General features: G+C 47.7%; 19 protein-coding genes. 3 read left to right on the top strand and 16 right to left on the bottom strand.

Going from position 1 to position 23741, the window contains the following annotated elements:
* From Q1B04_RS10250 to rbfA, 8 genes are all read right to left on the bottom strand, one after another.
* Positions 1-612, bottom strand: coding sequence for a TetR/AcrR family transcriptional regulator (locus tag Q1B04_RS10250; RefSeq protein ID WP_299758718.1), 612 nt, complete (start codon positions 610-612; stop codon positions 1-3).
* A 135-nt stretch (positions 613-747) separates the two neighbouring features.
* Positions 748-1428, bottom strand: coding sequence for a carotenoid biosynthesis protein (locus Q1B04_RS10255; protein ID WP_299758719.1), 681 nt, complete (start codon positions 1426-1428; stop codon positions 748-750).
* Positions 1415-2923 (bottom strand): 1-hydroxycarotenoid 3,4-desaturase CrtD, encoded by a 1509-nt coding sequence (crtD, locus tag Q1B04_RS10260; RefSeq protein WP_299758720.1) that lies wholly within the window; start codon positions 2921-2923, stop codon positions 1415-1417. Before crtD ends, Q1B04_RS10255 begins: the two co-directional genes overlap by 14 nt.
* A gap of 60 nt (positions 2924-2983) precedes the next feature.
* The gene (locus Q1B04_RS10265) at positions 2984-3424 is read right to left on the bottom strand and encodes a hypothetical protein (RefSeq protein ID WP_299758721.1); all 441 of its coding nucleotides are present in this window, start codon (positions 3422-3424) and stop codon (positions 2984-2986) included.
* A gap of 241 nt (positions 3425-3665) precedes the next feature.
* Positions 3666-6587 carry a DEAD/DEAH box helicase gene (locus Q1B04_RS10270; RefSeq protein ID WP_299758722.1) on the bottom strand — a complete coding sequence of 974 codons (2922 nt, stop codon included), beginning with the start codon at positions 6585-6587 and terminating at the stop codon, positions 3666-3668.
* A 168-nt stretch (positions 6588-6755) separates the two neighbouring features.
* The gene (locus tag Q1B04_RS10275; RefSeq protein ID WP_299758723.1) at positions 6756-7979 is read right to left on the bottom strand and encodes an FtsX-like permease family protein; all 1224 of its coding nucleotides are present in this window, start codon (positions 7977-7979) and stop codon (positions 6756-6758) included.
* Positions 7980-8069: 90 nt separating this feature from the next.
* Positions 8070-8879 carry a class I SAM-dependent methyltransferase gene (locus Q1B04_RS10280; protein WP_299758724.1) on the bottom strand — a complete coding sequence of 270 codons (810 nt, stop codon included), beginning with the start codon at positions 8877-8879 and terminating at the stop codon, positions 8070-8072.
* 22 nt (positions 8880-8901) lie between these two features.
* Positions 8902-9297, bottom strand: a complete 396-nt coding sequence (rbfA, locus tag Q1B04_RS10285) for a 30S ribosome-binding factor RbfA (protein ID WP_299758725.1) — start codon at positions 9295-9297, stop codon at positions 8902-8904.
* A 254-nt stretch (positions 9298-9551) separates the two neighbouring features.
* On the opposite strand from rbfA, the gene Q1B04_RS10290 reads away from it, so the two are divergent.
* The gene (locus tag Q1B04_RS10290; RefSeq protein WP_299758726.1) at positions 9552-10910 is read left to right on the top strand and encodes a hypothetical protein; all 1359 of its coding nucleotides are present in this window, start codon (positions 9552-9554) and stop codon (positions 10908-10910) included.
* A 321-nt stretch (positions 10911-11231) separates the two neighbouring features.
* Here Q1B04_RS10290 and rpiB read toward each other — a convergent pair whose 3' ends face one another.
* The 8 genes from rpiB to Q1B04_RS10330 form a co-directional block, all read right to left on the bottom strand.
* The gene (gene rpiB / locus Q1B04_RS10295) at positions 11232-11669 is read right to left on the bottom strand and encodes a ribose 5-phosphate isomerase B (protein ID WP_299758727.1); all 438 of its coding nucleotides are present in this window, start codon (positions 11667-11669) and stop codon (positions 11232-11234) included.
* Between the two features lie 6 nt (positions 11670-11675).
* A complete protein-coding gene (gene tatC / locus Q1B04_RS10300) occupies positions 11676-12515 on the bottom strand; it encodes a twin-arginine translocase subunit TatC (protein ID WP_299758728.1) in 840 nt (279 codons plus the stop codon).
* A gap of 33 nt (positions 12516-12548) precedes the next feature.
* Positions 12549-13823 carry a serine hydroxymethyltransferase gene (gene glyA / locus Q1B04_RS10305; protein WP_299758729.1) on the bottom strand — a complete coding sequence of 425 codons (1275 nt, stop codon included), beginning with the start codon at positions 13821-13823 and terminating at the stop codon, positions 12549-12551.
* Positions 13824-14004: 181 nt separating this feature from the next.
* The gene (locus Q1B04_RS10310) at positions 14005-19701 is read right to left on the bottom strand and encodes an IPT/TIG domain-containing protein (protein ID WP_299758730.1); all 5697 of its coding nucleotides are present in this window, start codon (positions 19699-19701) and stop codon (positions 14005-14007) included.
* A gap of 446 nt (positions 19702-20147) precedes the next feature.
* Entirely contained in the window at positions 20148-20843 is a 696-nt protein-coding gene (locus Q1B04_RS10315; protein WP_299758731.1) for a metallophosphoesterase family protein, read from the bottom strand.
* A gap of 98 nt (positions 20844-20941) precedes the next feature.
* Positions 20942-21181 carry a hypothetical protein gene (locus Q1B04_RS10320; protein WP_299758732.1) on the bottom strand — a complete coding sequence of 80 codons (240 nt, stop codon included), beginning with the start codon at positions 21179-21181 and terminating at the stop codon, positions 20942-20944.
* Positions 21182-21275: 94 nt separating this feature from the next.
* Positions 21276-21575: a hypothetical protein gene (locus Q1B04_RS10325; protein ID WP_299758733.1), complete on the bottom strand. Its 300-nt coding sequence runs from the start codon at positions 21573-21575 to the stop codon at positions 21276-21278.
* 80 nt (positions 21576-21655) lie between these two features.
* Positions 21656-22513 carry an SDR family oxidoreductase gene (locus Q1B04_RS10330; RefSeq protein ID WP_299758734.1) on the bottom strand — a complete coding sequence of 286 codons (858 nt, stop codon included), beginning with the start codon at positions 22511-22513 and terminating at the stop codon, positions 21656-21658.
* Positions 22514-22628: 115 nt separating this feature from the next.
* On the opposite strand from Q1B04_RS10330, the gene Q1B04_RS10335 reads away from it, so the two are divergent.
* Positions 22629-22883, top strand: coding sequence for a 4a-hydroxytetrahydrobiopterin dehydratase (locus Q1B04_RS10335; RefSeq protein WP_299758735.1), 255 nt, complete (start codon positions 22629-22631; stop codon positions 22881-22883).
* Between the two features lie 146 nt (positions 22884-23029).
* Positions 23030-23740 (top strand): 16S rRNA (cytidine(1402)-2'-O)-methyltransferase, encoded by a 711-nt coding sequence (gene rsmI, locus Q1B04_RS10340; protein WP_299758736.1) that lies wholly within the window; start codon positions 23030-23032, stop codon positions 23738-23740.
* Position 23741: the final 1 nt, after the last annotated feature.

The following is a 23741-nucleotide window of genomic DNA, read 5'->3' on the forward strand; positions in this document are numbered from 1 at the left end:
TTAAATATTGTTTTTAGCAAAGTATGCTTCTGCTAGTTTAACGCCTTTTTCGGTGCACAGGCCGCGCACATAGTATAAATATATGCTCCGGAATACCTCTCCTAAGTCAAAGTGATCTGGCGGAAAAATAACAGGATTTATAAGCATGTTAAACTGTTCCAGAATAATTCTGGTAACTAGCTGCAGGTTAATATCTTTCCGTAAATAACCTTGCACTATACCTTTGTTGACAATACCAAAGTTAAGATCGTAGTTATACGTACCCAGATGGCCCAGAACCATTTGCCACGCCTGCGGGAAGTGCTGCTGTAGATCTAAAATATAAGCCGGATTGATTGTATTCAACTCCTTGATACCGTTCTGCAGCAGCAGAATAATCTCCTCTACAGGGTTTTGGGCATAGCTTAGCAGTACCCTGTCCCGCTCCTCCTGCACCTGAAAGTCATGCTGCACTACCTGCTGCACCAAGTCTTCCATACTTGAAAACATAGCATTAAACTCGTGTTCCGGTATTCTTAGCCGCTCTATCAGTTCCTGCTCAGAGTTGCGCATTATCCCCTCAGTTCTAAACACCTGAAGCAGCTGCCCTAAAATTGTTTCCGATAATGTCATCTACTTAAGTTTTATTGCTGTAGTGGCACAGCCTGCAGTGGCGGTAAGAGCCTAATTGTGGCTAAACTCCCGCCTTACCGACCAATACTTCCTTCAAAAGTAAGCATTTTTTCTTTATGCTGATAACTCCCAATATTATAGCAGGATGAAAATGCCGATAAAGAACAGCAGCTGCACCACATACACGTAAGGCGCCAGTTTATTGTTTTTATAGATGGCTGCCTGCTGAAAGTATACCTGCAGCGCCAGGGCCACTAAAAACCAGCCTATAAAGTTTGATAAGGGAATGTGGCCTCCATGCCAGCTCCAGAAGTCAAAGGCCATAGCCACGGGCTCTATAAAGTAATCGAGCAGCACCATTAGTGTTGCGCCAAGTATGGCTTTGGCGAACCACGGCAGAGGCGTATAGTTACTCAGGTGGCCGGTAGTATAGACCAGCATCAGCCAGTTCAGACCGATCAGCAGGGGCACATCCCATATTTTTGTTCCCAGCGCTTGCCCGTAATTATAATCGCCGAACAGCAGCCCGGTGTGCACTCCCAGCACCTCTGAGAAAAAGCCAACAGCAAACACTACTGCGGCAAAAAGTATAAACCCGACATTCCAGCGCCTATGGAAAGCAAAAAGCAGTGTATTGGTAAGCAGCAGGTTCATGGGGGTGAGTTTCTGGAAGTACTCCGGCCTGCCACTGAAAAGCAAACCCCAGAACCCGACGGTATGAAAGATAACAAGTACAGCCACCGCAAGCGGCAGAGCGTATTTTTTATATTTACCTACAACAGGTGTTATAGCGGGTAAGGCTTTAGTGTCGGGCATTTTGTTTAGATGGTTTAGCGGAAGAGGGAGCAACAGCAGGGGCCAGTTCGCCTACAATTTTGGCTGATAGCAGGCACAGCGGAATACCACCGCCCGGGTGCACGCTGCCGCCGCAAAAGTATAAACCCTGCAGTTTGGAGCTGAAGTTTGGGTGGCGCAGAAAGGCAGCCATGCGGTTGTTAGAGCTGCTGCCGTACAAAGCGCCGCCAAACGACGAGGTGCGGCTCTCGATCAGCAGCGGGTCCAGCACCTGCTCCTGCTCTATCAGCGCCTCCACATCAGTCTGCAGCATACTGCTTAGCTTCTGTAGCACCGCCTGCCGGGTAGATATGGTTAGCTGCTGCCAATCCTGCCCCTGGTTATGCGGCACGTTTACCATCACAAACCAGTTTTCGCTGCCTTCGGGCGCGTCCTGCTCATCTGCTTTGGAGGTGATATTGATGTACACAGTCGGGTCCGGGCTAACGGTTTTATACTTGAAGATGTGCTCAAACTCAGCTTTATAATCCTGGCTGAAGAAGATGTTGTGCACATGCAGCTGCGGAAACTCCCGTTTAATGCCCCAGTAAAAGATAAGCGCCGAGCTGGAACGCGGCTGCTGCAGCGTTTTCTCCGGTGCCGGCTGGTTGGGCAAGAGCCTGCGGTAAGTCGGTACCACGTCCATATTGCTCACCACCACATCGGCTTTATACTTACGCCTGCTGGTTTCTACTCCAACAGCTTTGTTGTTTTCGGTGATGATGCGTTCTACTGGCTCGTTATATTTGAACTCTACGCCCAATTCTTCGGCTAGTTTAATTAGGCTCGCCACTATACTATAAATGCCACCCTCCGGGTAAAAAGCTCCTATGTTGTGCTCGAGGTGCGGAATGATATTAAGTGTGCCGGGAGCCTGGTAGGGGTCAGAACCGTTGTAGGTGGCAAACCGATCGAGCAGCTGCACAAAGCGCGGGTCGGAGAACTGGCTGGCGTTGGCCTGGTGCATGGAGGTAGTCAGGCCAAGGTCGGAGAGGCAGCTCAGCGCCTTCAGCACATCGGGGCTCAGGTATGTATCCAGCTTGTGCAGCGACTTCTGCAAAAAAGTATCCGCTGTGCCTTTGTAGAGCCGTGCGCTTTTCTGCAGCGCCTCCTGCACCGCCTGCTTCGGCACGCCCAGCTGCTGCTCTGCCTCCTGCGCAAATTTACCGGCATCGGCGTAAGCTTTTACGTGGCTGCCGTCTGGCCAAAAATAGTGTGTGATCGGGTCGAGGCGGGTGTAGCGGAAGTAGTCGGAGGGGGTGCGGCCGGCCAGGGTAAACAGCTCATCCACGAGGTGCGGCAGCGTAAACAGCGACGGGCCGGCATCAAACCTGTACTTGCCCAGCCAGAACTCGTGCATCTTGCCGCCAAACGTATGGTTAGCCTCCAGCACCGTTACCTCGTAGCCCTTCACGGCCAAACGCACGGCTGCGGCAATGCCTCCTATACCTGCCCCTATGATGGCTGCTTTCCTCATACCCCAATATACGGTTTTATACTTTTTGTGCTGTAAACTGATGGAGCAGGGCAAAGGTTTTTATACTTTACCGAACTCCCGCTGGTAAATTTGCTTACGCATACCGAACTGCAGCTTCATGGCCGGGTAAAGCAGCAGATCCAGCGGTTTAAAGTCCGTGCTGTAGGTAATAATATCATGAATGACTGCGCCGCTGCCGTTTTTGGTTACCAGGTGCTTGTGGTGCCAGTGCCGTAGGGGAGGAGGCAGTTCCTGGCCTTGGTCTACAAAGTATGCCTGCGTATCAGTTATACTTCTCTCGGTAATCAAGCTAGTCCAGCGGAAAGATTTCAGACCGGTTTGCAGCGCTATCTCCACCACATCGCTGGGCTCGGATCCATCAAAACGCAGCAGCTTCAGCCGGGGGTAGGCCGGAGAAAGCTTCCGGAACAGCTGCTCATCGAAAGCATTAAACACTTTCAGGTAATTCTGGCTGACGTAGGTTCTAAGGTGGAGTTGCATGGGTTTGATTGTTGAGTTGTTGATGGTCGAATTGTTGATTTTTAAAATTGCCGGGTCCAACCACCCCTTCCCCTCCTTGTCAAAGGAGGGGAGTTATTTAATACTTATTCCTTTAAACCTCTTTCAAAAACAAATGTTATACTTGCTAAAAGTATAAACGCCGCTGCATTTATACCTGCAGCGGCGTTTATCATACTTTCTGCTGAACAACAACTATTGATTAACAACCAACAATCAATTCCTAACTTAACAGGTTGTCAATATCATCTTTTGTGAGGCTCTTGATAACGGTTTCATCGGTGCTGATGAGATCGGTAACGAGCTGTATTTTGCGGTTCTGCAGGGCCAGTATCTTCTCCTCCACAGAATCCTTAGTGATGAACTTGTAGGTAAACACGGTGTTCTGCTGCCCGATGCGGTGCGCGCGGTCTACTGCCTGTGCCTCCACAGCCGGGTTCCACCACGGGTCAAGTATAAACACGTAGTCTGCAGCAGTCAGATTTAGGCCTACACCACCGGCTTTCAGCGAGATCAGGAACACTTGTATACTTTCGTCTGTCTGGAACCGCTCCACCTGCTCGTGCCGGTTTTTCGTGTTTCCGTCTAGGTAAGTATAACTGACCTCCCGTTTATCCAGCACTTTTCGGATTATCTCCAGGTGCTTTACAAACTGACTAAATATCAAAACCTTATGCCCTTCGCGCACTACATTTTTGGTCATGTGCAGCACTTCCTTCAGCTTTCCGGAATCGCCCTCATACCCCGGATCAGTCATCAGAGGGTGGTTGGCGATCTGCCGCAGTTTGGTAAGGCCCTGCAAGAGCATGAACTGGGTATTGCCCGGCCCGTTTTCTTCCAGGTTAGTCAGGATCTTGTTTCTGTAGTATGATTTGGTTTCTTCGTAAGCGTGCTCCTGCTCCTCCGTCATTTCACAGAAAATGGTCTGCTCAATTTTCTCGGGCAGCTCTTTGGCCACCTGCGATTTGTGCCTGCGAAGTATAAACGGCTTGATAAGCGCATGCAGCCGCCGTGTTTTCTGCTCGTCCTTCTCCTTCTCAATCGGCTTCAGAAACTCGTTCCGGAAGAAGTGCTGCGTACCCAGCAAACCGGGGTTAATAAACGACATCTGCGACCACAGGTCCATCGTGCTGTTCTCGACAGGAGTGCCTGTAAGTATAAGCCGGTGCCGCGACTTAAGCGCGCGTACCGAGCGGGAGGTATTAGAGTCAGGGTTCTTGATAGCCTGCGACTCATCCAGTATGATATAATCAAAATAGTAGCTCTGCAGCAGTTCGGCATCCAACCGTACAATGCCATAAGAAGTCAGCACTACATCGTAATCAGAGAACTGCTCTACGTTCTTCTCGCGGTAGGTGCCTGTGTAGCTAAGCACGCGCAGGTTAGGGGTAAACTTCTGGGCTTCGTTCATCCAGTTGTATACCAGTGAGGTCGGCATGACAAGCAGCGTGGCAGACTCGGCACCGTTTTCCTTTCGGTGTTGCAGCATGGCCAGCGTCTGTACCGTTTTACCCAAACCCATGTCGTCGGCCAGACAACCGCCAAACTTGTAATTCTGCACAAAGTGAAGCCAGTTATAGCCAGCCTTTTGGTATGGGCGCAGCTCACCCTTAAAACCGGCTGGCAGCGGCTGGTCCTCGATGGTCTCAAACTCGCGCAGCTTCTCCAGCTTGCGGCTCATGGTTACGGTGGCTAGGTTGCCGTTTTGCAGGTCGTTTACCAAGGCCATGTGGTGCTTTTTGAGCGTTAGCTGCTCCTCGCCCTCGGCAAAGGCAAACAACTCGATGTATTGTGTAAACCACTCTTCGGGTATAATGGCCACCTGCCCGTTAGGCAGCATGTACTCGTTATTTTTTGTCAGGATGTGGTTTTTGAGTTTGATGAAAGGCACCGTGAACTCCCCGAAGCGCACAGTTCCGTAAATATCAAACCAATCATTTTTTTCCGTAATGCCCACATCCAGCGTTATATCGCCGATAAAGTAGTTTTTGCCGTTTCGCTGGCTTTGCTGCACTGTAAAACCCAGCTCCTCCAGCCCCTGCAGGTTACTGTTAAGCCACGCAAAGGCCGTGCTTTTCTCCAACACGGCATGTCCGTTCTTCACCTCCAGCGCACGCTTATTCAGCTCTTTTACAAATTTTTTCTCCGTGTTTACATCCCTGATCAGCTTATGGAAAACATATGAATCAGCGGTTTTCTCCATACTTACGCTGACTCTCTTAGCCTCCCGCGTCTGCACCAGGTAGTCGCCATACTTAAACGACAGGTCGAAAAGAATCTTGCCGTTTTCCTGCCCTACATCTTGCTTGCTTGCTACGGTGGCAGGCGCTTCCGCAGCGGCTATCTCCGAAAAGGTAAGGTAAGGTCTTGGCATATACTTCTCGGTCCGAATGTCGAAGCCTTTGGCATACACATCAAACTGCTCCACCAGCGGTGCTACAAATTTGCTGTAGTAGTTTTCCTCCACTGAGCGTGGCACTACTATAAACTTCTTGTTCAGGAAAGGCTGTAGCTTTTTACCGTCCACGTTTTTTTCAAAGCTGTACACGTTATCATTCAGCATGAGCCAGGCAGGTTCATGGCAAATTAAGGCGGCATTTTTGTACTGAAACTCCAGCTTCTCGCCGGCATACTTTACAGTTGGGAAGTAGTGGGTATTATCCTCGTTACGCCTGAAGTGAAACAGTACTGTCGCCTTCTCCGGCGCAATATGGATCTCTTTCCAGGTCGGCTCCCCGTCCTTGCCCATAATAAAAGTCATTTTACCCGGGCGCAGCAGCTCCAGTACCTTGCCCATGTGGCTTTGCACATAATGGCTGATGGTTTCCTGCAGCGCCTTGTCGCCCTTTTCAGAGTCGTATACTTTCAGGAAGAAATCAGCGGGCGAGAGCTTTTTTTTAGGCGAGAATTTTTTGAGCACAGCGTCCTGCTGTATCTGATCGATGAGCTGGATCAGCTTAAAATCTTCTGCATCGAGACGTGCGGCGAACTCGTCAGCGTTTTTTGCTGAAATGTTCTGATGCTGCAGGGTGAGTTGCCCTTTGGAGTTTACCTGTACCACAAATGACTCAAACAGGTAACCCAGGTATTCGTGCTCAAAAAGCGAATAGATTACCTGAAAAGGCTGCGTGGTATAAACATTCATGCCAAAGACATTTTAAGGACTTCAAATTTAGCCAATTTGGCGCTTATTTCCTACTAAAAAGGCTGCGTTTGGCTTGTACTTTAGGAAGGCTGCCTAATTTTTCAAGCTGAAACAGATGCGGGCCTCAGATGTTTCTGAAGTATAGAAATTGTACTGTGGCAGGGGGTGTTATATGTTATCGGTAACAGACATGGCAGCCGCTTTGTTAGCAGGCCGGATCGACACCAGCAGGGTGATAACAACAATTGCCAAGCCCGTGAGCGCGAAGTCCTCAATCTCCATTTTTACTGGGTAAGCCTCTACCACCGAGGTCGCCATGCCCATACTTACCAGCCCAAAAGTCTGCTGCAGGTTGCAGATGAGCATGCCAAGCGTAAGCCCGTAAGCAGCTCCGATACAGGCTACCAACGCCCCTTCCATCAGAAATATGTTACGGATAGTTTTAGCCGTGGCTCCCATAGAGGCAAGTATGGCAATGTCCTTCTTCTTGTCGATTACGAGCATCGAGAGGGAGAAGAAGATGTTAAGGGATGCGATGCCAAGTATAAACGCGAAGGTGATGAACACGAAAAGCTTTTCCACTTTTACGGCGCGTAGCAGGCTGGTATGCTGCTCATCAGAGTTCTGCACTTTAAAATTTTGGCCCAGCACCTGCAGCAGTTCGCGCTTTACCTGCTCTATGCGGTAACCTTGCTCCACTTTTATCTCTAAGGCTGTCCGGCGGCGGCCATAGTCTAGTAGTTCCTCGGCAAAGTTAAGCGGCACAAATACATACGCATCATCATACTGCCGCTCTATGGCAAATATGCCTCCCGGCAAAATGCTCAGGTTGTTGAAGGACCCCTCAGGGTTAAGCGGGTTAAACTTTACATTGCGCGGGTACAGGAACTGCAAGGGCTCAAACTGGTTGCCTGGCCGGATGGACAACTGGTACTGCACACCACGGCCTACCAAGGCGCGGTAAGCTTTGTTGAAGTATAAATTACTGCTGCCCTCTACTACAGAAGAGTCAATATCGTTCTGATCAAAGAAATTTTCGCTTACTCCTTTTACCTTCACCACCATCTGCCGCTCGTTGTAGCGGAGCAGCGCATTATCCTCAATCACTTCCGAAACCACTGCCACACCCGGCGTACGGCGGATACGGTTCATGAATTCGGTGTCTGTCTCAAAAGATTTGCCCTCAACAGCCGTAATCTTCAGGTCCGGGTCAAAGCTTGAGTAAATCTCACGGATCAGATCCTCCAGGCCGTTAAAAACTGATAGCACGATAATGAGCGCGGCAGAACCTACCGCCACTCCAATCATGGCAATGTTGGAGATAATACTAATAATGTTCCTCTTCTTTCTAGAGAAAAAATATCGCTTCGCTATCAGAAAAGGTACGTTCATTCTTAATCGCTAAATTGTTTACTTGTTAAATGGTTGTTTCTTGGTCATTTTCAGAGTCAGTAATTTAACCACCAACAATATAACAATTAACTATTTCCATGCTTTTACAATCAGGCCGGTACCCGATGGGTGACTTCCTTTTACATCCATCCAGTTCAGCACCATACTTACCGGGAAGGTTACCAGGTAATAGAACGGCAGCAGCACAAAGAAAATTTTAGAGGCGTTTAGCATCAGCAGCGGGTACTTCATGGAAAGGCGCCACGAAATCTGACCCGGCTTGCCATATGAGTAACGAGCCTGCACTTTGCTAAAGCCCGCTATTCTGAGTTTATCCTCAATCTCTTTGATGTTATACCCATCCCGTACGTGCTCCTCAATAAATGAGGTTTCATCATCTCCGTGCACATCTGAACCACCTTGGTCGGAAGGTGTGGAGATCAGCAGCATGCCACCCGGGCGCAGCGATGCATTGAAGTTACGGAAAACCTCCACATCCTCCAGTATATGCTCCATCACATCCACTGAAAGTATAAGGTCATAGGTTTCGGGCTCACGGTATTTAACCAGATCGGCGATCTTGAACAAAATGTTCTGCCGGCCTATGGCACGCATAAAGCGATTGCAGTCCGACACCTGTTCCTCCTTTACATCAACGGCCAGTATACGCCACTTGCTGCTCATCCCCGACAGGTGGTAGGTATACTGCCCGAAGCCTGAGCCGGCGTCCAGTATGTGCTGCTCTTCGTTTCGGCGGTTATCAGACCACTCGCGAAGCTCCTTTTTAACGTGCCAGGCACGAAGCAACAGCAAGTCTAGCAGATTATAGAATACGCGGCGCAGGAAAGGTGTCTTGTTGAACACGTCTCCAAGCACCCGTTTAATTGGGTCGTACTGCATAAGGGTGATGTGCGGCTAAGGCCTACTTGTTAGGGTATGTTTCATCGTCCTCGTCATCCTCGCTGGCAGGCGGAATGTCGATGTTTTCAAACAGTTTATCAATCTTGGCTGCATATTCGGCCGTATCATCCAGGTAAAAGATGAGCTCCGGGATGATGCGCGCCTGGTTTTTAATGCGCTGTGCCAGTTGGTGGCGAATAGTTTTGGCGTTGATACGCACCTCCTGCAGCACAGCCTCGTTGTTTTGGGCCATCATGATGCTCAGGTATACTTTAGCCACACCCAAATCAGGCGACATGCGTACCACACTCACTGATATATAGGCGCCTCCGAACAAGTGCGGCACTTCTCTTTGGAAGATATCCGCCAGCTCTTTCTGAATCAGGCGCGAGAATTTCTGTTGTCTTTTACTTTCCATACGAAGATGCAAATATCATATTAATTTCGCATTTTTACCCCAAAAGTGCCTTACTCATTTCGTGTAGGACACGTAAAGCAGGCACCGCTGAGATAAAGCTTTTTGCTGTTTTGGCTAGCACTACATGCTGTAGCGCTGTGTGCAGGGCCGATTTTATACTTGCCGCGGGTGCTTTTATATTTTACTACCGTTTCCTCTAACTCTGTCTTTCCTTGATAAGTTACTTCCGTAGCATACTGCCTTCCCGCCTTTTTATGTTGATTGTGCTGTTTATTGGGATACAGCTGCCTCTGGTACTGCTTGGCATCCGGCCAACGGCGCCTGAGCTGCTGCACATGCTGGTGGGGGAGCGGCTGGCAGACGGGCAAAGCATGTACCGCGAAATCTACGATAACACAGCTCCGATTTCTGCGCTGGTTTTCTGGCTGCTGGACCTGATGGCCGGGCGGTCTTTTCTTGCTTACCGGTTAGCGGCCATGGGCCTGATTCTGCTGCAAGCCCTGTTGCTCAACAGTACCCTTAACCGCCATAACGTATATGCCAGCAAAAATTACCTGCCCGCCCTCCTGTACCTGATCATCGGCAGCCTCTCTTTTGAGTATAACATGCTTACACCGCTGCTCATTGGCAACACGTTTTTGATTCTTTCGCTGCCGTACATTATTACGTTAAACCGCGAAGGGTACGAGAACAACAGGTTGTTTGTAGGCGGATTTATGCTGGGGCTTGCAGCCATGAGCTTTCTGCCGCTGGCGGTGTTCCTGCTGGTAGGCGTGTTTGCTGTTATCTTTTTTGCATCCAATACCTTCCGCAGCACGATGCTTATGCTTTGCGGCTTTGCCTTTCCGTATGCGGTGCTGATGACGTATTATTTGTATACCAACACCAACCAGGAGTTTCTGCAGCTGCACCTGCTACGCCCGTGGCAATTACAAGTAGCCTTCTTACGCCCTCCTGCCGATGTGGCTAAACTGATGATCATTCCGGGGCTTATCCTTGTGCTGTCGCTGCTCAGCGCCGCCTCCTTGCCTCAGCGCCTGGTATTTCAGGTTAAGTTTCAGCAACTGATGTGGGTGTGGCTGGTGGCAAGCCTGCTGGTTATTTTTACCAGAGATGAGATTTCGGTGGCAACGTTCGTGATCGTGCTGCCGCCGGTAGCTTATTTCGGCCAGTTCTTTTTTACCTCCAACCGCAAAGGCTGGATTTTGAACGCTGTGTTTTTGGTGATGCTTGTAAGCGTGCTGGTGCTTCGCTATCGCATTGTATTGGGCATTAACGAGTTTATGCAAATGGATGAATCTCCGCTGCTGCTGCCGGAGCAGGCTGAAGTGCCCATGCAGAACAGCACCGTACTTGTGTTGGGCAATGACATCAGCTATTATATGCAAAACAAGCCGGCAACACCCTACATTAACTGGAACCTTGCCCAACGACACTTTGGTAAGTTAAATGAGTATAATGCCGTTTTCCAGCTGCACGAAAATTTTAGTGATGAGATGCCGCAATACTTAGTAGACAAAGCCGGTCTTATGCCAGAGCTAACTTATAAGCTGCCCGATATCTTTGGCAAGTATGAGCAAACGGAGCATACTGGAGTTTACAAGTTGAAATAATTCTTCAACCTATTTTCTGCTCGCACCGCAGCTACTGATTCGGAGTTTATACTTGCTTGTCTGGCATCATCTCCAATTTTATAAGCAGCCTGTTGCAAAGCTGGTTCTGGCACTGCTAACAGTTTTCCAGAGTAGGAGGGAGCATTGCAAACTATAATTTTAAATTCCTGAAAGCATATGATCGCAAGTATGGTAATCTACAAAAAGCTGTACTTAGCCTGTCGCTTCTTCACTTTACCACAAGCTTTAACAGTTAGTTAAAACAGCGACAGCCGCCCTAAATAGGAGCGGCTGTCGCTTTGATTTTATACTTGATACTCCTTAGCAGGAAGTAATCTTGTTTACTCTGTTTTGGTGGCGGCCCCCTTCAAAGTCTGTGTTCAGAAACACCCGCACCATCTCTTTTGCCTCCTCTTCAGATACAAACCTTGCCGGGATACACAAAACGTTTGCATTGTTATGTTCGCGGGCAAGTTTGGCAAGCTCCGGAAGCCAGCACAGGGCCGCACGAATTTCCTGGTACTTGTTTGCCGTTATAGCCACACCGTTACCGCTGCCGCAGATCAAGATGCCGAAATCAGCCTCTTTATTTACGACGGCCTTAGCCAGTGGGTGCACGTGGTCAGGATAATCCACTGAAGCTTCGGAGTCTGGTCCAAAATCCTGGATTTCGCAGTTTAGCTGCGCCAGCACCTCCTTTAACATGCTTTTATAAGTATATCCGGCATGGTCGCCGCCAATCGCTATCTTAAGTGCCATCAGAGTCTATGAGTTTTGTTCGTTAAGTCGTTTCAGATCTTTTTTACGAATAGATTCCGAAATACGGATACTTGCTTCGTAAAGCAGCATCAGGGGCATCGATATAAGGATCTGGCTAATCACGTCTGGTGGCGTTATGATAGCGCCCACTACAAGTATTACCACCAAGGCATGACGGCGGTACAGCTTCATCGTCTCCGGGGTAATTAAACCCGCTTTGGTCAGGAAGAACACGATCACCGGCATCTCAAACATAAATGCACAGGCCAGGCAAAGCGTGGTAAGCGTCGAGATGTAAGACGAAAGGTCAAACTCATTCACAATGCTCGGGTCTACCTGATAGCCAGCCAAAAAGTTAATGGAGATCGGCGACACCACATAGTACCCGAACATCAGGCCAAGCGCAAAAAGTATAGACACGAAGAACACCGCCCCTTGAGAGTTTTTGCGCTCCTGCGGGTATAGCCCCGGCCTTACAAAGCGCCAGATTTCCCAGAAAGCATACGGGAAAGCACAGGCCAGACCTAGCACAGCCGATACCAGCAGGTGCATGGTAAACTGACCGCTCATTTGCCGGCTTTGTATGGTAAAGCCCATCTCGTCAAAGCATAGCGCATCTGAACCAAGAGATTGCCCCACCTGGCACATCACTCTATAACTTAGAAAATCTGTGCGGGAAGGGGCAAGTATAATATCATGAAACACAAAGCCCTTCGCTAGAAAAGCTATGGTTGCAAAAATGAAGATAGAACCTAATGCCCTTATAATATGCCATCTTAACTCTTCAAGATGGTCCACGAAGGACATCTCCTGCGGTTCTTCTTCCTTCAGAAATGGTTGATCCATCAAAAGCGGGCTCCTCCTTTACTTTCTATTTTATTAATATGCGAAAAGCGGATAATCTTGCATCCAGCCATTGATGTCTGTGCGCACGCTGCTGATCTTACTTTCGTTGTCGTGGTTCATCAGCACCTGGTCTATATATTCCACGATGCGTGCCATATCCTGTTCCTTCAGGCCTCGTGTGGTAATGGCAGCTGTGCCTACACGCATTCCTGAGGTTACAAACGGCGATTTATCATCGAAAGGCACCATGTTTTTATTGATGGTGATATCGGCTTTTACGAGCGTGTTTTCTGCCAGCTTGCCTGTTATACCTTTCGAGCGCAGGTCAATCAGCATCATGTGGTTGTCTGTGCCACCGGAAATAATTTTATAACCGCGCTCTATAAATGCTTTAGCCATTGCCTGTGCGTTTTGCTGCACCTGCTTTACATAACCTAGATAATCATCTGAAAGCGCCTCAAAGTATGCTACTGCTTTCGCCGCGATTACGTGCTCCAACGGGCCACCCTGCGTACCCGGGAAAACTGCTCCATCCAACACCGATGACATCATGCGTGTTTCGCCTTTTGGTGTCTTCAGCCCAAATGGGTTTTCAAAATCTTTGCCCATCATAATCATACCGCCGCGAGGGCCACGTAGTGTTTTATGCGTAGTAGTTGTTACGATATGGCAGTGCTCAAACGGGCTATTTAACAATCCGCGCGCTATTAGGCCCGACGGGTGAGAAATATCAGCTAAAAGCAGAGCTCCAACCTCATCGGCCGCCTGACGCAGCTTCTTGTAATCCCAGTCGCGGCTGTAGGCAGACGCGCCACAGATGATAAGCTTTGGTTGCTCACGTCGTGCCGTCTCCACTATTTTATCAAAATCAATAAGGCCGGTTTCCTGCTCTACCCCATAAAAAGTAGGGTTGTATAGTTTTCCAGAGAAGTTAACAGGCGAGCCATGCGTCAGGTGCCCTCCGTGCGACAAGTCGAATCCTAGGATTTTATCTCCGGGCTGCAGCACCGCCAGCATAACCGCTGCGTTAGCTTGTGCGCCTGAGTGAGGCTGTACGTTTGCCCACTCTATTCCAAAAAGTTCTTTTGCACGGTCAATAGCCAATTGCTCCGATTGGTCTACTATTTCGCAACCGCCATAGTAGCGTTTGCCTGGTAGCCCTTCTGCATACTTGTTTGTCATGACACTGCCCATGGCCTGCATTACCTGCTCCGAAACAAAGTTCTCAGAGGCTATCAGTTCTATACCATGCGTTTGGCGTATCTTTTCTTTCGCTATAAGGTCAAATATGGCTGTGTCTTTTTGCATCAGTTTTAATTCGGTTTAGTGAGCAGTCAAAATTAAAGTATGCGCCGGAATAAACCAATGTTTCAGAAGTTTATATACGAGGCTCTGCTGCTCCCCAGATTTAGCTACGCGAAATTTTTACAAGAAGAAAGGCCTGGTGCAATTGCACCAGGCCTTTTAAGTATAGCTAAGTCTGATTAGGCTATTCTTTCATTAATTTAATCTGAGAAACCTGTTCGTTCAGCTCCACGCTCAGCACATACATGCCTTTAGAAAGTTTATCGTATACCGGAAGCTGCACCTCATTTTGGCCCTGCTCCAGTTCTACAACTTTAGCGTATACTTTCTTGCCTGTCATGCTATGCAGTGTCAGTTTCGCTTTACCGCTTACCTCAGCTGTTACAAACAGTTTAGAGTTGTAGTTGATCGGGTTAGGAGCAACAAGCAGTTGCTGCACCAGCTCGCGAGCCTTCACGTTTACGGCCACTACTTTGCTATAATCTACTGTACCGTCTGTATCTACCTGCTTCAGGCGGTAGTAAACTGCACCAGTTATGTTGCCCAGCTTGTGAGTGAACTCGTAATCCAGCTTGATTGAGCTATTAGTAGCTTTGCTGTCTACGTGTCCTATCTTCTCAAAACCATCCTTTGCATCTCTAGACATTTCCACTTCAAAGTGAGAGTTGTTCTCCTCAGAAGCAGTTGCCCATGTAAGCAGTACATTGTTGTTCTGCAGCGCTGCCTTAAAGGATATAAGCTCAACCGGCAGCGGCGTTACCGAGTTGCCTGTTACTGACACATTTCTTGTAACAGCATTAGGAGACACGTTTGCTATAGTTGCTGAATGATAGTCTATCTCCGTTGGCGCATACCTTACAAAGATTGGCGTTTGCGTAAGAGTTCCATCAGTTGCAGCCAATACTAGCGGTCCTGCAGAGTAATCAACACCATCCAGAGATATCTGGAATTGGTTTGATCTTGTAACAGAAATTGTAACACCTTCTCCAGGCTCTAGGTTAACAGCGCTCACATTGTATTGCTGTGGCGCAGAAAGCGTATTTTCCTCAGCCCCGAATGTAGCAAGAGAAGCTGGCGTTACAGTAATGGTCGGTTCAACAATTGTCAGGTTGTCAACACTTGTAGCTGACCCTCCTAGCGCGTTTACTGTAACCTTTCCTGTTCTGGCTCCGCGAGGCACTTTAACCTCAAGAGTATTTTCATCAAGCTCCAAGAACTGAGAGGTAGTAAAGCCGGTAAACTGAACTGTACTTACATCTGACAGTTTGTAGCCTTTGATCTTGATCGTTTCGTTTACTCTTGCAGAAGTGATCGGCCCTGAGTTGTTCTCAAAGCCTGTAATGAGTGGGCTTGTTACATCAAATGCGTCTACAGTAGTAGTTTGGCCTGCTGTGTTCACCACTCTTATCACACCGGATATCGCTCTTACCGGAACCGTTACTGTTATGCTTGTTCCTATAAAGTTGTCAAAATCGGTTACCGTTGCCTGCTCTTCTGTATTGTTGTGACCTCTGAAGTATACCTGGATCACATCAACATCTGTCAGGTTCTCACCTGTGATGGTTACAGAAGAATTGCTCGGGCCGGATTCAGGAGAGAAGCCTTCTACAATAGGGGCCTTAACTACTCTGAATCTGTTAGCGCTAACGCCTGTATCATTTGTAGCATTAAGGTTAGTTACGGCTAATTTACCAGTGTTTGCACCTACAGGTACTCTTACTTGTATGCTTGAGTTAGTAGCCGATACAAAGTCTTCTTTCGCTATAACTTTGTCATCAGAGGCATCTCCTTCCGCACCTAGGAATGTAACTTTAGTAGCCTCATCAAAGAAAGTACCGTTTATCGTTACTGTACCTTCTTCAATATCAGCAGCAGGAGAGAAGCTAGAGATTGTAGGCGTGCCAATGATAGTTAAGCTGCCACTTTGCCCGATGCCGCTTCCACTTTCTACTGTTATCGCGCCTGTTGTAGCACCAGCTGGTACTACTGCAACAATTTCAGAGTCTGTAGAACTTATCAGGCTTGCAGGGCTGGTATTTCCTGTAAACCTAACAATTGGATCTTTTTCTACAACATCAGTTCCATTGTAGTACTTCTCGAAGTTTGAGCCAGTTAACGTTACTGTTCTGCTTAAACCTGCATACTGTCTTGTTGGGTTGATGCCTGTTATTTCTGGTTTGATAACTGTGAAATTGTTTGTAGTAGAACTTGAGCCACTCTTAGTTGTAACCCTTAAGGTACCTAAACCTGCTCCTGTGTTACTAACAAACGGCGCTTTAAATGTTATCTTACCGCCTTTTGCACCTTCTGTTGCTGTAAAATCTGTGATAGCGATTCCTTTGAAGGAAAGACCAGTAACATCAATAAAGTTGTCGCCAGTGATAGTTACTGTTTGGCCAGCATAAGCCGTGGTAGGCGTAATATTAGTAATAACCGGAGCTAAGATGTAGAATATCTCACTCTCACCAATACCACTGCCTGACTCTACTCTGATTCTTCCTGTTGTAGCACTTTCCGGCACAAGAACCTCAATAGAAGTATCAGAGTACTTATTGTCATCTACTGTTGCTACTGCTCCAGCAAAAGTTACTACTGGTTTTTTTTCAGACTCCTGGCCTGATGTGCTATCAAAGTACTTGGTAAAATTTTCGCCTGTGATGGTTAACTGAGTATAACCTGCGTAACCGTTGACAGCCGTTATACCTGATATGCTTGGCTCAATCACAGCATACTCGGCCACGCTGCTACCTGGTCCAGCTGGGGTAGTAACTGTTACCACTCCTGTTCCTGCATCAAAAGGCGCTGGTATAGTAATGGTTTCGAACTCACCGTCTGTTCCAAATACTGCAGCTGCTAAATCAGCGGCCTCACCATTAAAAGTAATTTCTTCAACATTCTTAAAATTCTTGCCTCGGATTACTACGGCTTGGTAGGCATAGCTTGTTGTTGGCGTAAAAGTAATTTCGGTTGGAGTAGGCACTGTAAAGATTGCTTCGCTAGTACCTGTGCCACCTGCAGCTGTTATACTTACTTTGCCAGTCGTAGCATTTCTTGGCACCTCCACAGATAGCAACTGATATCCCGTCGGAACTCCGTCTAGCTCTTGCTCTACAATGGCAGCACCAGAGATATCTGCCGCCACACCGTTAAAGGCAACTTCTGTAAACCCGTCGAAGCTCTTGCCTCTAATTGTTACTAGTGTTTCAGCCAAGCCAGAGGCTGGGTTAAATGTGATCTCGTAAGGCACTGGTATAACAACGAAGTCTCCCTCGCTGCTTACAGGGCCTGATGCTGTTTCAACAGTGATTTCACCTGTTGTTGCATTTGCAGGCACTGTGGTTGTAATTGTCTTTCCGTCTGTGCTTACAGTAAATGCTCCGTCTGCAACAGCCACACCGTTAAATGCTACTGAGGTGGCGCTTCCCAACAACCAACCTTCTATGGCTACGGGATCACCAACCTTGCCTTCTGCAGGGCTGAATCTCACGATTTCTGGTGCAGTAATAACTCTGAATGATTCCGTGTTGGCAAAACCAGCGCGGTTTGTTACAGTAAGTACACCTGTAACAGCATTTGCCGGAACGGCTACTTTAATTTCTGTTCCGCTAGCAGATACGAAGTCAGCAGAATCAACTGCTACTACAGTTGGGTTACCCTCTCCATCAGCCGCACCTACAAATGCTACACGCTCAACACCAGCAAAAAACTGGCCGCTGATTGTTACTACATCGCCAACAATACCCTCCAGAGGAGAGATGGCAGAAACAACCGGCTGCTGAATGATTACAAAGTCATTCTCGCTTGCGCCGGTGCCGTTTTCAGATGTTACAGTAATCTTACCAGTCACAGCTGAAGCTGGAACAGCAGCAGTGATGGTCTCAGCATCAACTACAGTGAAGCCTTCCACTCCTTCTGAGGCTGGCTGCAACGCCACTCCGCCGAAGGTCACCTCTGTTGCTCCAGTAAAGTTAAAGCCACTGATAGTAACCAGGTCGCTGGCCAAACCTAGAGTCGGGTTAAAGCTGTTAACAATAGGCCTGATGATAACTGCGAATGTTTGTTCCGTAACAACAGGATTAAAGCGGCTGTTTACCTGCAGCTCGCCTGTTACAGCGCCAGCCGGTACGGCTACTCTTATTTGTGTGTCGTTTATAGAAACAAAATTGGCCGCGTCAACTGTTACATCATCGCTCGACTCACTGCCTTCTACAGCAGCACCTAAGAAAGTTACGCTAGTCACGCCAGTTAAGTACTGGCCGCTAATCGTTACGACATCACCGATGATGCCCTCCGTAGGAGAGATGGTAGAGACAACTGGCTGCTGGATGATCAAGAAGTCATCTTCGCTTGTGCCAGAACCACCTTCTACAGTAGTTACTGTAACTTTAGCTGTCATAGCTCCTTCAGGAACAATTGTGCTAATTTCTGTACCTTCTGCATTTACAGTAAAGCCTGGATTTCCTTCTGCTGTGTTCGGAACAACTATATTTCCAAATCTAACTTCTGTAGTATTGGTAAAATACTGTCCGGAGATAACAACAGCATCTCCTGGCAAACCAAAAGTTGGCTGCAGACTAGCAACCACAGGAGCAGGGATAAATGTAAATGCGCCTATAGTAGTTACTGATTTATTATCAGCTGTAGTTAGTTTAATCTTACCTGTGGCAGCTCCTGCCGGCACTATTACTACTAATTGTGTATCGCTGGTGTATGGCAACTTAACAGCACCTTCCTTATCATCTTCTGTAGTGGCTTCGTTTCCAAGGAAAGTAACCTTGGAAACGCTAGAGAGATTAGAACCAAATATAGTTACCTCTTTTCCGGCTCCGCCTACAGTTGGGGCAAATTCAGTACCTGTTGCTATTTTTGGAGCAGGCACTGTAAAATCTGCTATGCTTGTGCTGCTTCCGGCAGGGCTGGATACCGTTATCTTGCCTGTGCTTGCGCCAAAAGGAACAACAGCTCTGATTTCTGTATCACTTATAACATTAATTTCAGTGGCAGGGACTTTATTGAAAGTAACTGCGTCTACGCCTGTAAAGAATTTACCTTTGATACTAACTGTTATTCCTGCGTTACCAGTGGTTGGCGTAAATGCGTTTGTAAAGGCAATTGCCGGAGCCGGAACAGTAAACTCTGTTGCGCTTACCACAGTGCCAGAGGGTGTTTCAACTTCTATATTGCCAGTACTTGCACCAAGTGGCACTTGAGTGGCTATGGAAGTACCTTCTGGATTTACAGTGAAGGCTACATCCACACCGCCGATACTTACTCTTGTAGCTCCTGAAAACAAGTAGCCTGAAATTGTAATGGGTGTTGTCGGCACTCCTGAAGCCGGAGCGAAAGCGGTGATTTCCGGAGCCGCAGTAAGTTCTAATGCATCAAGCAGCAGGTAAGCGTTAGAAATGCTCTTTAGAGAGAATTTCACAAATCTTGCATTAGCTGAAATTAGGTCATTATACCTGGTTGGGCTTGCCGTCTCCGGCTTAAGATCTTCGCCGACTACTGTATAGGTCGCACCATCTACAGAGTAGGCTACATCAAATGCAACAGCATAGTCTGCTCTTGTTGTTGCCGTTCTTAAGGAATAGCTTAGCCGTAGCGGCAAATTCCCACCATTATCATACTGAATAATGATAGAGGCTCCTGGCTGTCTGAATTGCGCAGATCCTCCGGCTGTACTTGGAGCCAAGTCAGCACCATCAACGCTTAACGCATTTAACGTCCAACCTGGTAGGCTACTGCCTCTCCAAGGGCCGTTATGAGATACAGGCAGCGTCGCCTGGGCCATACTTATGGATATTATTCCTAGCAGGAAGACCCACTGCAGCAGCAGCGGCCTGAGAAGTCGTTTAATAGGGGGGGTGTAGATTTGTGCCATAGCTTGAACTATAAGTATATAATGAAATTTTCTTGTGCTATTTTTAACAAAGCATAATTGCCACAAAATAAGATAATTTATTAATCATATAGGCAATGTAATGCTGTATTTTTTTATGGAGTTAATAAAATTCTTATAAACGGGTGTAAACTGCTAAGACAGGTAAATAACCATTAGCTAACCTATTATGCTTTATAACTCACACAAGAGCCTATCTCAGTAAAAAACAGTGTCTGCACTTTAAATTTCAGCATTTTAAGCGCTATGAAACTAATCCTATTTATTAAAAAAAGCTAATTTTTAGCCTTTCTTGGCATAATGCAATAAGTTATATCCAATTTTTTAACCAAAACAGCAGATACAGTAGAATTATAATGCAAAATTGCTACATGATAATGTCGCAACATATTGCTTATGAGAGCAAAACAGATTTGTCACCCAAGATTTCAGCCTTTGCGCGCCACAGGGTAAGGCCTATCTATATTTGATTGAATGAAAAGTTGGTATGTGTCTAAGTCTAACGCGATGAGGTTGCCATAGGCGGCATTTTTGTAATAGACACAACCGGCATCCAGGTTTAGCTTCTGGTCTTTATGGGAGGTGGATTTTTTGATGGAGTGGAGTGGGGTAGGTGTATGGCCATGCAGCAGTTTCTTATAACCGAGTCGCTCCCATTCAGGTTTATAGTCCCTGATGTTCAGCATTGCCTCTTTGTCTGAGAAAATGTCGTCTTGCTTAAAATCAAAGCCTGCGTGCACCAGGAAGTAATCGGGCAGTTCTAAGTAATAAGGCAGGCTGCACAGGAAATCAGTATACTTATCAGGCAAGTGTTCAAAACCAGTAATTCCGAAGCTCTGCAGCACCAGCTCCTGCTCTATAGATGTCAGGTTAAGCGCTTTTTTACCCTTTTTCACTGATTTCAGCAGCATCTGGTCGTGGTTGCCGCGCAGGCAATGCACCTGGTAATGCTGCTTTTGAAGGTGAAGCACAAAATCTATTACGCCTTTAGAGTCTGGGCCTTTATTTACCAGATCGCCAAGCAAATAAAGCTCATCATTTTTATTGAGTTGGAGTTGATCTTGCACCAGGGCTTTTAAGGTTCGGGCACAACCGTGAATGTCTGTTATGGCGTAGCGGGGCATATCATTCGTTTTTGCTTGACCTTGGCGGCCGGCAAAGATAATACAGAAATAGCACCCGTTGTGCAGGTGCTATTTCTGATAAAACAATGTTAGGTATGTTAATTATACTTGTTGTTGTCAATCTCAGGCTTATTCGTGTTGCGGTTTGGGTTATTTGTCAAAGTGTTTTCCCCAGCCGCCTGGTCAGGCCCTTCAGTGTGTTTTTTCTTCAGCTCTTCATGCTCGGCGCGGGTTTGGTTTGGATCAACGGGTTTGCCGCCTGCTGCCTTGTCCTGTCCGCGTCCGGTTGGCTTTCCTTTATTTTCCCCTCCGGGCTGTGTGTGCTTATATGATGGCATGATTTCCTCCTTTTTTTAAGTTTAAAGTATGGCCGGAGCAGTTTATACTTGCCGGCCATACTTTGCAATCAATTTTATACTTAGGTTTTATACTTTAAGAGCCTCGCCCCTCGTCTTCAGTACGCATGTTGTCTGGCGGCTGGATGCCATCGTCGGCAAAGTCGTTTACACCGGTGGCGCTTGGGCCTTCCGAGGCAGTATCACTGCCATAGCCCTCTTTGCCGTCGCGGTTACCAAAGCCGCCGCGTTGGTGCTCATTCTTAGGCGGGTCAGCGCCTGGAATAATGTGCCCGGCACGCATTTCTTCGTTACCCGTATCTTCGTCTATCTCTCGGAAGCCTCGCTTGTTTGGAAGCTGGTTCTTCACTTTACTATCTTCTTTATCTTCAGCCATAATTGTATTCTTTTAATTAAACTGGCACCCCTTTTAGAAGGCGTGTATAGTTGGGTTTACTCTTTTCAGGCTGCTTTGGTTTAGGTTGTTACCATCTCACCGCCATTTATATGCATAATCTCACCTATGGTAAAGGCCGAATCCTCGGAGGCCAGATATACGTAAGCCGGGGCCACCTCAGATGGTTGTCCGGCACGTTTCAGAAGGGTTTTCTGTCCGAACTCCGCTACCTTATCCTCATCAAAAGAGGCAGGGATGAGCGGTGTCCAGATAGGGCCTGGCGCCACACCGTTCACACGGATTTTTTTATCGGCTACCATTTGCGCTAAAGTACGGGTAAAAGTAAGTATGGCTCCCTTGGTGGAGGAGTAGTCGAGCAGCAGCTTGTTGCCATGGTAGGCGGTCACGGAGGTGGTATTGATGATAGTGCTGCCTTCTTTCATGTGGTTCAGGGCCTCTTTCACAAAGTAGAACATCGAGAAGATATTGGTGTCGAAAGTGCGTTTCAGCTGCTCCTCGGTAATATCCCGGATGTCTTCTTTGGCGTGCTGCTCCCCAGCATTGTTCACCAGCGTGTCCAAGCGGCCAAGTTCCTTTACGGTTTGCTGCACGGCCTCGCGGCAGAAAGCCTCTTTGCCCACGTCACCTGAGATCAGCAGGCACTTGCGGCCCTCTTTCTCCACCATCTGCCTGGTGTCTTGGGCATCTTTGTCCTCGTTGAGGTAAACAATGGCGATATCGGCTCCCTCGCGGGCGAAATGCACCGCTACGGCACGGCCAATTCCGCTGTCGCCGCCGGTAATGAGGGCTACTTTGCCCTTTAGTTTATCACTGCCTTTGTAGCCATCGCGTATTATCTCCGGTTCTGGTGTCATTTTATGCTCTTTGCCCGGCTGCTCCATCTCCTGCGGCGGAAAAGATTTTGGTTTGTTTTCCATAGATTTTATAGGTTTATAGAATTGTTCACTCGTAAATAAACTTTTAAACTATACGCCTGCTCTGCCTTCATGTTTCTGCAAGAATAGGCACAGAGGTAATACTACACGTACCGATATGTGGAAAGATGAAGATAACAAGTTAGTTTGCAGCCTTACTTTTAAAGACTTTAAACAGGCGCTGGCCTTTATGAACGCGGTAGGCGAGGTGGCCGAGGAAATGGACCATCACCCGTGGTGGAGCAACGTGTACAACAGAGTGGAGATAGAGCTCACCACCCACGACGCAGGCAACATCGTCACCGAGAAAGACCATAAGCTGGCCAGCCGCATAGACGAAATTTACGACAGGATAAAGGCGGAGAACCGTTGATTATTAGCTGTTGGTTGTTAGTTGATGTTGAGCTGTATTGGCTTACTTCCTGCTTGAAAGCTTTCGCTGTGCCGGAGACGATTGTTATACTTTAAGTCAAGCAATCGGCAATTTAACAACCAACAATTAAGTAGTATCTTTGCGCCATGCAGGAACAGGAAAAAACAAGTTTATACCTCGTGCCGACACCCATCGGCAACCTGGAGGATATTACGCTGCGGGCCATCCGCGTGCTGAAGGAGGTGGATGTTATACTTGCCGAGGATACACGCACCAGCGGAAAGCTGCTGCAGCACTTGGGTATTGAGAAGCGCATGCATAGCCACCACCTGCACAACGAACACAAGGCCACCGCCCATCTGGTAGATCGCTTGAAGGCCGGAGAGGTAATGGCCCTGATATCGGATGCCGGCACGCCTGGCATATCTGACCCTGGTTTTTACCTGGTGCGGGAGTGCCTGAAGAACGATATAAAAATCGAATGCCTGCCGGGTGCCACGGCTTTTGTGCCTGCCCTGGTAAAATCCGGCTTCAGCTCTGATCGCTTTACTTTTGAAGGCTTCCTGCCTGTAAAAAAAGGAAGACAAACGCGCCTGCAGAACCTGGCAGAGGAGGAGCGCACCATGATTTTTTATGAGTCGCCGCACCGCCTGCTCAAGACGCTCACACAGTTTAAAGAGTACTTCGGTGGAGAACGCGAGGCATCTGTTTCACGTGAAATCTCTAAAATGTTTGAAGAAACCATCAATGGCACTCTGGATGAGCTGATCGAAATCTTCAGCAACAAGGCCATTAAGGGGGAGTTTGTACTAGTGGTGTCCGGGGCCGCCAAAGGTGGCAAAGCCGATAAAGAATAAG

Origin of the sequence: uncultured Pontibacter sp. (assembly GCF_947495565.1) — a bacterium.
GTDB lineage: Bacteria > Bacteroidota > Bacteroidia > Cytophagales > Hymenobacteraceae > Pontibacter.